Source organism: Lunatimonas sp. (assembly GCF_020832325.1).
GTDB lineage: Bacteria > Bacteroidota > Bacteroidia > Cytophagales > Cyclobacteriaceae > Lunatimonas.
On record NZ_JAFIEU010000007.1, the window covers coordinates 46,038 to 57,281 of the forward strand.

At 42.9% G+C, this 11,244-nt stretch carries 10 protein-coding genes; all 10 read left to right on the forward strand.

The window, feature by feature from the left end; genetic code table 11:
* Positions 1-17 precede the first annotated feature (17 nt).
* The 10 genes from JJU34_RS01720 (at position 18) to JJU34_RS01765 (ending at position 11,237) form a co-directional block, all read left to right on the forward strand.
* Positions 18-1,052 (forward strand): cytochrome c oxidase subunit II, encoded by a 1,035-nt coding sequence (locus JJU34_RS01720; RefSeq protein WP_228690589.1) that lies wholly within the window; start codon positions 18-20, stop codon positions 1,050-1,052.
* A gap of 18 nt (positions 1,053-1,070) precedes the next feature.
* The gene (locus JJU34_RS01725) at positions 1,071-2,966 is read left to right on the forward strand and encodes a cbb3-type cytochrome c oxidase subunit I (RefSeq protein ID WP_228690590.1); all 1,896 of its coding nucleotides are present in this window, start codon (positions 1,071-1,073) and stop codon (positions 2,964-2,966) included.
* 307 nt (positions 2,967-3,273) lie between these two features.
* Entirely contained in the window at positions 3,274-4,179 is a 906-nt protein-coding gene (gene cyoE / locus JJU34_RS01730) for a heme o synthase (RefSeq protein WP_228690591.1), read from the forward strand.
* Complete coding sequence (locus JJU34_RS01735; protein ID WP_228690592.1) at positions 4,179-4,760, forward strand: cytochrome c oxidase subunit 3; 582 nt, start codon at positions 4,179-4,181, stop codon at positions 4,758-4,760. The genes cyoE and JJU34_RS01735 overlap by 1 nt, the downstream gene beginning before the upstream one ends.
* 21 nt (positions 4,761-4,781) lie before the next feature.
* The gene (locus JJU34_RS01740; RefSeq protein WP_228690593.1) at positions 4,782-5,552 is read left to right on the forward strand and encodes a cytochrome c oxidase subunit 3; all 771 of its coding nucleotides are present in this window, start codon (positions 4,782-4,784) and stop codon (positions 5,550-5,552) included.
* A gap of 19 nt (positions 5,553-5,571) precedes the next feature.
* The gene (locus JJU34_RS01745) at positions 5,572-5,901 is read left to right on the forward strand and encodes a cytochrome C oxidase subunit IV family protein (RefSeq protein ID WP_228690594.1); all 330 of its coding nucleotides are present in this window, start codon (positions 5,572-5,574) and stop codon (positions 5,899-5,901) included.
* A gap of 75 nt (positions 5,902-5,976) precedes the next feature.
* Positions 5,977-6,645, forward strand: coding sequence for an SCO family protein (locus JJU34_RS01750; RefSeq protein WP_228690595.1), 669 nt, complete (start codon positions 5,977-5,979; stop codon positions 6,643-6,645).
* The gene (locus JJU34_RS01755) at positions 6,632-7,189 is read left to right on the forward strand and encodes a DUF420 domain-containing protein (protein WP_228690596.1); all 558 of its coding nucleotides are present in this window, start codon (positions 6,632-6,634) and stop codon (positions 7,187-7,189) included. Before JJU34_RS01750 ends, JJU34_RS01755 begins: the two co-directional genes overlap by 14 nt.
* A gap of 74 nt (positions 7,190-7,263) precedes the next feature.
* Positions 7,264-7,470 carry a hypothetical protein gene (locus tag JJU34_RS01760; protein WP_228690652.1) on the forward strand — a complete coding sequence of 69 codons (207 nt, stop codon included), beginning with the start codon at positions 7,264-7,266 and terminating at the stop codon, positions 7,468-7,470.
* 65 nt (positions 7,471-7,535) lie between these two features.
* Positions 7,536-11,237 carry an ATP-binding protein gene (locus tag JJU34_RS01765; protein ID WP_228690597.1) on the forward strand — a complete coding sequence of 1,234 codons (3,702 nt, stop codon included), beginning with the start codon at positions 7,536-7,538 and terminating at the stop codon, positions 11,235-11,237.
* The last annotated feature ends 7 nt before the right edge of the window (positions 11,238-11,244 follow it).

Genomic DNA, 11,244 nt, shown 5'->3' on the forward strand with positions numbered 1-11,244 from the left:
CCGAAAAAACGATTATTATGTACGGATTTCTTATAACTATAGGTGTTGTTCTTTTGCTGTCCGTTATTTGGATGGTATTTAGAGTGCAGACACTCATCTCTGTCGCAAAAGGTACAGAAGGTAAACATACAGGAAATACCAACAAAGTCAATGCTTTTTTGATGATGGTGTTCTTAGTAGGTACCGGTATATTGATGTTTTGGTATTCCATAAAGGAATTTGATAATTATCAGTTGCCGATTGCTTCGGAGCATGGAGTGGTGACGGATCAGCTTTTCTGGATAACTATGGCGGTAACCGGATTCATTTTTATCCTTACCCACATTCTTCTCTTCTGGTTCAGCTATAAGTATCAGTATAATGAGAAGAAGCGTGCGACTTACTACCCTGACAATAACAAACTTGAAATCATTTGGACGTTGGTACCTGCGGTCGTATTGACGGTTTTGGTAATTTCCGGTTGGAAAGCGTGGACTGACATTACTTCTCCGGCACCTGAGGGAGCTCATGAAGTGGAGCTGATGGGTTATCAGTTTGCTTGGGAGATCAGATACCCTGGTAAAGATGGAATCTTAGGAGATTACGACTATCGTTTGATCAATGCAACCAATTCCCGTGGCGTTGATTTCTCCGATCAAAATTCTAGAGACGATTTTCCTGCACAATCTGTCGTAATTCCAAAAGGCGAGCCGGTTCTATTTAAGATAAGAGCTAGGGACGTATTACATTCTGTATTTGCGCCTCATATGCGTTTGAAAATGGATGCTGTACCAGGTATGCCCACCCGATTTTGGTTTGTTCCTACAAAGACAACAGCTGAAATGAGGGCTGAGCTTGGTAACGAGGATTTTGAATACGAGATTGCATGTACTGAAGTCTGCGGGAGTGGACACTTTTCGATGAGGAGAGTGATCACAGTGGTAGAGCCAGATGAGTACAGGAAATGGTTTAATGAGCAAAAGACCTTCGTGGAATCTAATCCGAGTCTGGTATTAGATTTACCTGCGGGTCCTGATAACTTGGCCGAGACATCGGCGGTAGAAAGTAAATAACATTAATTTATAACTAATATGGCGGTAGCTAACGTATCAGCACATGGTGTTTCCACGCATGACGATCATCATGACCACGAACACTCAGACAGCTTTATAACGAAATACATCTTCACCACTGACCATAAGATGATCGGTAAGCAGTTCTTGGTTACCGGGATATTTTGGGCGTTGATTGGAGGGTTCCTGTCCATTTTGTTTAGGCTTCAGTTAGGTTTTCCGGATTTGAATTTGGAATTCCTTCGGCCTTTGCTTGGTGGCTGGATCACTGAGACAGGTCAATTGGATCCTAATTTTTACCTTGCCTTGGTGACAATGCACGGTACCATCATGGTTTTTTTTGTACTTACTGCTGGACTGAGTGGTACCTTTTCCAATTTCCTGATCCCATTGCAGATTGGAGCGCGGGATATGGCGTCCGGTTTTATGAATATGCTTTCCTATTGGTTCTTCTTTCTTTCAGGGGTAATCATGTTCATCTCTCTTTTCATTGAAACAGGTCCTGCTTCCGGAGGATGGGTGGTATATCCGCCGCTTTCAGCTCTCGAACAGGCTATGCCTGGTTCAGGACTGGGGATGACTCTTTGGCTGGTAGCGATGGTTTTCTTTATTGCTTCTCAGCTTTTAGGGGGAATCAATTACATTACTACAGTCATAAATTTACGAACGAAGGGAATGTCATTTTCTAGACTGCCCCTGACCATTTGGGCGTTTTTCTTGACTGCCGTGATTGGATTACTGTCTTTTCCTGTGTTATTCTCAGCTGCTTTGTTATTGGTTTTTGACCGTAGTTTTGGTACTAGCTTTTACCTATCTGACATATACATTGGTGGGGAGGCATTGCCGAATACCGGCGGAAGTGCCGTTCTGTATCAGCACCTATTCTGGTTCTTAGGTCACCCTGAAGTGTATATCGTTTTGTTACCTGCACTTGGTATTACATCGGAGGTGATCGCTACAAATTCTAGGAAGCCGATTTTCGGATACAAAGCGATGATTATCTCGATGCTTGGTATTACGATATTGTCCTTCGTCGTGTGGGCCCACCATATGTTCGTATCTGGAATGAATCCGTTCTTGGGATCTATCTTTATGTTCCTGACGCTGATCATTGCGGTACCTTCAGCGGTGAAGGTGTTTAATTATCTTACCACGCTATGGAAAGGGAATCTTCGCTTCACCACGGCAATGATGTTCTCTATTGGATTGGTTTCTTTCTTTATTTCCGGTGGACTCACGGGTATATTTTTGGGTAACTCTGCGATTGATATTCAATTGCACGATACGTACTTCGTAGTTGCCCACTTCCACCTAGTGATGGGATCAGCATCTTTCTTCGGGTTGATGGCAGGCGTATATCATTGGTTCCCAAAGATGTTTGGTAGAATGATGGATGAAAAACTGGGTTCCGTACATTTCTGGCTAACTTTTGTAGGCGTGTATATGGTATTCTTCCCCATGCACTATATTGGTATTGCAGGCTTTCCTAGAAGATACTATAGCTGGTCTACCTTCTCTTTCTCAGACATGTATACCGATCTAAACATGTTTGTATCTGCCGCAGCGATTATAACGTTTGCAGCCCAATTTATCTTCTTGTTCAACTTCTTCTACAGTATGTACAGAGGTAGAAGGGCCTCATTGAATCCATGGCAGTCAAACACCTTGGAGTGGACTACCCCTTTGCATCCTGGTCACGGAAACTGGCCTGGAGAAATTCCAGCGGTTTATCGTTGGCCCTATGATTATTCTAAGCCCGGTGCGAAGGATGATTTCATCCCTCAGACTGTTCCACTATCTGCTACGCCGGAATCCAACCTTCCTCACGAAGAACGACTGGTGAAATTAGAAAAAGAAATCATCGCTGAGGAACAAGATGTTTTGGTGGCCCATGAGACTAAGGGTGGTCATTAAATCATAAAGGATATTACTTCAGTAATCGGGTATGTTTTAGGCTTGTTTTTGACAGGATTTTAGAACGGTGCCTGCGCTGAGACACTAATTGGGAGCTGTGTAATTCCTTAGGATTTGCCCAGCTCCCAACTAATTATACAAGGGGTATAGTATTTTGAAGCAGTCGTTTAGCCGAAATTTTCGGGTTTGTCGTTTGCTTATAATACTAGATGGGATGGGTGCTTTCTATCCATGTAGTATGGAATTAACCAGTATTGATCCATTTTCATTTAGAAAAGCATGGAGTTGTTAAACTGCTTAGATTAACATGAACAGTGTAAATATTTCTCAAAATACATTTTGGAGTTTGCTGGCCGTAAGGCTTAGGGCTTATTCGGATCTCTTGAAATTTAGGCTTTCGGCCTTGGTTACTTTTTCTGCGGTTTTCGGATTTGTGTTGGGTCACTCCACTCCGGGCTTTTCGTGGTCCGGGCTTATTGGGTTGATTCTCGGTGGGTTTTTGATTAGTGGGGCCTCTGGTTCAGCCAATGAAATTTTGGAGAGGGATTTGGACAGGTTGATGAAACGGACGCAATCTAGGCCCTTGCCGATGAATGTTATTTCCCTGCTAGAGGCGCAGTGGTTTACCATTGTAACCGCTGTAGTTGGGGTTTTTACACTTTGGGTGTTTACGAATCCCCTTACTACGTACTTGGGAATTCTAAGTATGGTTTTGTATGTATTTGTTTATACACCTCTCAAGCGAGTCGGTCCTATTGCGGTTTTAGTCGGTGCTATCCCGGGTGCTATGCCGCCTCTTTTAGGGTGGACGGCCGCTACAGGTGCGGTAACCTATGAGGCTTTGATCATTTTCGGGATCCAATTTATTTGGCAGTTTCCCCATTTTTGGGCGATAGCTTGGGTAAGCGACGAAGATTATAAGCGCGCTGGTTTTAAACTGCTGCCTTCTGGAGGTGGTAAAGACTTGAATACAGCGATACAGATCATGATCTATACCCTTTTCCTTTTGCCGCTTGGGTTGTTACCAACCTATTTCGGGCTAACAGGATTGAATTCCGGTATAGTGGCAACGATTTGCGGTGTTTTGTTTTTAGCTCAAACGTTTTCGTTGATGCGGGATTGCTCTAGGAAATCTGCGCTCAAGATCATGTTTGGGTCCTTTTTATATTTGCCTATTGTGCAGATTGCGTATTTGTTAGACAAAGTAGGGTGATGGAAGAAAGACTAGCATTCGTAGAGGAAGCGCAACAGCCGCTTGCAATGCATCCAAAAAAGTTTGCATTGTGGCTGTTTATTGTCACGGTAGTGATGATTTTTGCCTCCATGACATCCGCCTATATCGTAAGGCAGGCAGAGGGAAATTGGCTTGAATTTGACCTTCCTGATATATTGTGGTATACTTCCGGAGTTATCGTTTTAAGCAGTATCACCTTGCATTGGGCCTATTTGTCCGCAAAAAGCGACTCTCTCGATCAGTTGAAGTTAGCGTTGGGGATAACCTTGGCGTTGGGTCTCGTATTCCTGGTTGGGCAGTGGTACAGTTGGGTGGCTTTAGTGGACCGGGATGTCTATTTTGTGGGCAATCCATCGGGTTCATTCCTGTATATTTTCACCGGCTTGCACGCATTACATTTGATCAGTGGTGTGATATTTCTAATTATTGTATTAATTTCGTCCCTTAGATACGAAGTTCATTCCAAGAAAATGGCACAGATGGAAATGTGTGTTACCTATTGGCATTTTCTAGGTGGACTTTGGTTGTACCTGTTTATGTTTCTTCTTCTGAATCATTAATTATTTAATAAACGTTATATTATGTCATCGACTGCTATAGAAATCAACTCAAAACGAGGTGTATGGGGAGGTGGAAACGAACCATTGAAGGCGAGTTATGGAAAACTCATGATGTGGTTTTTCCTACTTTCAGATATATTTACTTTTGGTGCTTTTCTGATTACGTATGGTGCGATCCGAATGAGCTATCCCGCATACGAGGGTGCTGCTTCAGATTTTGTCAGTTCAAACGAGTACTGGCCAATTCCTGAAATGATCTTTGATGCGATTCCCTTCGTTCACGGAGGTCATTTTCCGTTGGTTTTTGTTGGTTTGATGACTTTTATTTTGATTTTGAGTTCCGTCACCATGGTGTTGGCTGTAGAAGCTGGTCACCGAAATGACCGAAACGACGTGACAAAATGGTTGTTGTGGACCTTGTTGGGTGGTATTACCTTCCTTAGCTGTCAGGCTTGGGAGTGGAGTCACTTTATCCACGGTACCGACGGTGGTACCTTAATCACCTACGTAAATTCACTTGGACGAGTCGTTTCTGAGACTGTCTATGGGGCTAATTTGGTAGTCAATGAATACGGTCCTGCACCTTTTGCACAGTTGTTTTTCTTTATTACTGGTTTCCACGGGTTCCACGTAACAGTGGGTGTTTTCCTATTGTTCTTGGCATTTTATCAGTCTGCGGTAGGTATATACGAGCAAAGAGGGCACTATGAGATGGTAGAGAAAATCGGATTGTACTGGCACTTTGTAGATCTGGTATGGGTATTTGTATTTACCTTTTTCTATTTGATTTAACGATTAACGAATTTATACTATGGCTTCACAAGAGAATAAAAGAACCCTGGAGGTAATTCCCAAAGATAAGGCAAAGATTAAGAAGATCTGGATGACGGCGTTGTTGCTATTTGTCATCACCGCGGTGGAATTCTTGTTTGCGTTCACTATGCCTAGGGGCATTCTTCTTTACATCATCTTTATCGTCCTGACGATCGTTAAGGCTTATTACATCATGATGGAATTCATGCACTTAGGAGAAGAAGCTAAACCGTTGTTTTATTCCATTATCGTCCCTTTGATCTTCTTGGTATGGCTGGTGATTGCATTGATGAAAGAGGGTGCTGATATCCTGAATATGCGTTGGTAATCAATTCCCAGAATTGAGAAAATAATTTGACAGGTTGGGGGACTCTTCAACCTGTTTTTTTGTTTATAGGTAGTTATGAAAGGATTGAGGTTTCTGCAATTGATGGTATTGTTGTGTATATTGATGATACCAATATTGATTATTTTGTTTTTGAAAGGGTTCTCCACCAACACGTATTCAATACCCATTCTGTATGAAAATGGGGTAGAAGATCCTTACAATGATTGTCAGTATAGCAGTGCAGGACAACATTTTATTCCCGACTTTAGTTTTTTGGATCAGGATTCCCTTGTAAGGGGAAGGGATGGCATGGATGGGAAGATCACTGTCGTTGATTTCTTCTTTACCAGTTGTCCAAGCATCTGTCCTGTGATGTCCACAGAGATGGAAAGGGTGCAGGATGCATTTCGGGACGAGCCCATGGTTCAGATCTATTCCATTTCCATCGATCCTGACTACGATTCTCCGGAGGTTTTGTCCAAGTATGCGGAGCTTCATGGAGCAAAGGCGGGTAAATGGTTTTTTCTGACCGGTCCCCGTGAACAAACCTATGAGCTTGCCCGTTGTGGGTTTGTTTTACCAACTATTGACGGCGGCAAGAATCCGGATGACTTTATTCATTCAGACAAGTTTGTATTGATCGATGAAGTTGGTAGAATCAGAGGGTATTACAGTGGGACGAATAGGGAAGGAGTAGATGAATTGATATTGGAAACAAAGGTATTATTATATGGAAAGCAGTAGAGTGTCTTTTGCATCTGCCAACGAGTCGGCGATGCTTCGTTGGATTACCGTTATTTCAGTGGCTGTGCCGATTGTGGTTGCCGTGTTGTTATTCATGCCTTCCAGGGTGGAAATTGGCGCTGACTGGGTTTACTTTCTTCCTCATTTAAATGCTGTTATTAATACAGCCGCTACAGTAGCTTTGGTGGCAGGGGTCATGTTCATCAAACAGGGTAAGATTCACCTACACAAGGCAGCGATGACAGTTGCATTTGTGCTTGGAGCAATATTTCTGGTGTCCTATGTGGTTTATCATGGCGCTGCGGAGAGCACGTCGTTTGGAGGAGAAGGTTGGATTAGGCCGGTTTATTACTTTCTGCTGATCACACACATTGTTTTTGCAGCCGTAGCGTTGTTTCCAATTCTATTGGCCTACTACTATGGCTATGCAGACAAATTGGATAAGCACCGAAAAATCGTCAAATTTGCGTTTCCAATTTGGTTTTACGTGACGGTGACAGGCGTGGTCGTCTATTTGATGATCAGTCCGTATTACACCCACTAAACCAAATGCTGATTTAAAACGTTATTATAACTATGAAATTCGCAATACGGTCCTTTTCCTTGATACTGGTATTTATGGCAGCATATTTGCCGGATGTGCTGGCACAATGTGCGATGTGTAGGGCTACAATCGAAAACAATGTAAGCAATGGAGATACCACTGTAGGGGCTGGGTTGAATATGGGGATTCTGTATCTCTTTGCAGCGCCCTACCTCTTGGCGATGGTTATCGGGTATTTTTGGTATAAAAATGCCAAAATGAAGAAAAAAATATCGTATTAAATGATTGATTGAACGATAAAATAAAAGCAAAGCCCACATAGAGCTTTGCTTTTTGATTTAGGGGTATGCTGAAACGGCTAAGGATTGTAATCATTGTTTCGATTCTGCTTTTGGGGGCAGTACTGGCAATTAATTTTTTATGGAAAAGCAGTACCGGTGATGCCGAATATTCCCGAGCGCTTGAGGATAAAATGAGTGAAGTAATCCGTGGGTTTGATGAGGATTATATTCAGCTTTTGATGAAAAACCGTCCTTATAAGCAGGTTAGTTTCCTTACCCTCAATACGGACACAGAGCATGCCTTTTACCTCTTTTCGCCGAATGGAACATTGGTGTATTGGTCTGATATTACCATGATACCTGCCTTTGAAGACTTTGTTACCAACCGGAAATACCAACTAATTGAAAATAAGAAAGGGGTATATTTTTCAAAGCTACGGAAGATAACTAGAAACTCAGTCGAATACTGGGTTCTCCAAGTTTACCCGCTGATTGATCATGTCGAGATTGAAAATGAATACCTTTCATCCGGGATCAATAGGCGGGTTTTCGGAAACGATCGATTCGCTCTTTCCCAAGAGACCTTAGAGGGATATTCAAGGATAAATCATGGCAAGGAATACTTGTTCTCGGTTTTTTTTCGAGTTGGTTACGAGCCATCTGGACAGCTGGGAAACTCGACCCTTTTGGTCTTTTTCTTTTCGCTGTTGGGGCTGGTGGTCTTGCTGGGGGGGAGTTTTATCCGTACACTTTGGATGAGGGGCAGTCGTCTTACCGCCATCTTTTATACAGCGTTGATCTTGATGACCATTCGGGTTTTAATGATATTTTTTAGTTTTCCACGGGATTTTTTTGATACAGAGCTATTTAGTCCCAGTCAGTACGCATCTTCTTCACTTAATCCAAGCTTAGGTGATCTTTTCCTAAACATGGTCTGCGTAGCCACCGTTTTGATGATGCTTTTTACACATTGGGGTACCAAGCGGGTATTGGTTTCTTTTCGGCAGCTTCGTCAGAGACTATCCGAGTCATGGACTTTTGTGCTAGCGCTTCTTTTAAGTAAGCTATGTTTGGCACTTTTTTTTGGCCTTTATTTGAACATTGTCCAAAACGCTCAGTGGAACCTCAACATTCAGGCGCTCCCCAATTTTAACGTACTAAAGGGAATTGGGCTAGTGATTGTTTTTATGGGCGGTATGATTTATTTCTTATTTACCGTCATCTCCATTAACATGGTGCTGTATAAGGGGAAGGTGAAGAGGAAGCGTGCGCTAAATATTCTGCTGTATATTTCCCTCCCTGTGGCGGCTTACCTCTTTTTTGCAGATAGGGAGTTTCTAATTGCTTTCTTAGGGCATTTTATTTTGGTAGCGGTTGTCGTCGGCCTTCATTTGTATAAGAATATATTTCAAATAGGATTGGATGCTTTTCTTACCTTTTTCTTTGGATGCCTGATTGGGGCGGTTATTATTGGCGCAGCTTCTTATCACCACACGCGCATGGAGTCCGTACAAGCCAAGCGCAATTTTGCCGATTACGTGATGTTGGAAGACGATATAATGGGCAATTATCTACTGGGGGAGGTTATGGAAAATATTCGAGGCGACCTTTTCATCAAAAACCGAATGGCAGATCCGCTGCTTTCCAAAGATCCGGTAGAGCAAAAAATCAAAAAGATTTACCTGACAAATTATCTGGACAATTTTGTGTCAGCGGTGCGTGTGTTTAATCGTTCGGGTGAAAGCTTGACCCATAGGGAAACTAGTCTTTCGCTGGATGAATATAGAAGTCAATACATGAATAGTGATTTTTCTACGCCGATCAGAAACCTTTACTACGTAAAAGGGGCACAGTCGGGAAGTCCCAATAAGTTTATTGCTTTTATCAGTATGTACCGGGACGCGAATTTTATCGGCACGATCATGCTTGAGCTTACGCAGCAGCGAATTATGGCCAACAGCGTGTTTCCCAAGCTACTTGTGGACAGACAGTACGCTTCCAGTGTAAATGATCAGTGGTTGGATTATGCAGTTTTTGACGAGGAAATCCTTCAGTTTAGTTCCGGGGTGTTCAACTACCGCTTGGCGGAAACCGAAAACCTGCTTTTAGATCCCAAGTTATATACCACCGGGGTGGTTTTTCAGGGGTACCATCATGTGGCTATCCAAGGAGAAGATAAGATTGTCATGGTTTCCTCGCCGGTATATTCGCCTCATTACGCCTATGCAGATGTGGCGATGTTTTTTGTCGTCTTTTTATTGTTGACCTTGGTAGCCGTGCTTGTCTATACTTTGTTTTTTGGCTTGGACCGGTTAAAATTCAACTACGCTACCAAGCTCCAGTTTTACCTCAATTTCGCCTTTTTTTTCCCGATGGTAGTGATCAGTGTAATTGCGGTAGGCTTTCTCAGCAGATCCTACATCGAAGACCTGCATCGCCAGTATTTTGACAAGGCACTCATCATCCGGGATAATTTGGCCAAATTCATGGAGGTGCAGCCTGCAGGCATCATTGACCGGGATGGGTTGATTGATGAGATTTATACGTTGGCGGCAGCCACCAATATAGACGTCAATATTTATATGCCTACGGGACGCTTAATGGCCAGTAATCAGCCAAGAATATTCGAGAAGATGATTCTTTCTGATTACATTAATCCAAGAGCCTACCATGAGATCATCGAATCCCAAAACAATCAAATTCTGCTTCAGGAGACTGTTGGTAATCTGAGTTATAAGACGGTTTACTTAGGCCTTCGGGATGCCGAGCGTCAGCAGATACAATGTGTGATAGCCATTCCATTTTTTGAATCGGAAGAGGAGCTCAACGAGCTGATTGCGGACGTGGTCAGCAATATTTTGATCATCTTCATGGTCATGTTTATTGTGTTTTTAACGATATCCTATTTCATTTCAAAGCACTTGACGTTTCCTTTTAAGCTGCTTACCCAAAAGCTAAAGATCACCAACCTGGAGAGCAATGAATACATGCATTGGCCGGCCAAGGATGAAATCGGACTTTTGGTAAATGAATATAACAACATGTTGTCCAAACTGGAGGCCAGTAAAAAGGTGTTGGCTTCCAATGAAAAAGAGTCAGCTTGGAGGGAGATGGCCAAACAGGTAGCCCATGAAATCAAAAACCCGCTCACTCCGATGAAGCTTACATTGCAGCACCTTCTTAGGATACAAGCGGAAGGTCGCCTGGATGACCCTGACAAGCTAAAGAAGCCGATAAGCACACTCATTCACCAAGTGGATGTGTTAAGTGATATAGCTACTTCTTTTTCTACTTTTGCCAAAATGCCGCTCCCGGAAAATGAGCAAATGGATTTTAGAAAGGTCGTTTGTGAAGCCATCGAGCTATATGCGAATCGGGAAGATGTGCGGTTTACCTTTGTGGATTTGGTACCCAAGGAGGTACCCCTGACCATTATGGGTGATCCCAAGCTGTTTGGTAGGGTTATTTCTAATCTGATCATAAACGGTATACAGGCAGTGGAGAAACCCCGACAGCCTGAAATCCAAGTTGCCCTAAGTCGTCAAGGCCAAGAAGTGATGGTGGAAATTAGGGACAATGGCAAGGGCGTCCCGGAAGAACTAAAAGATAAGATATTTCTTCCGAATTTCAGTACGAAATCCGAAGGATCCGGACTGGGTCTTGCAATTGCGAAACGGGGAGTGGAGACTGCTGGAGGACGTGTCTGGTTTAAAACCAAGGCAGGAGAAGGCACTTCTTTTTTCTTGGCATTTCCACTTCTGACTTGAAATCAGG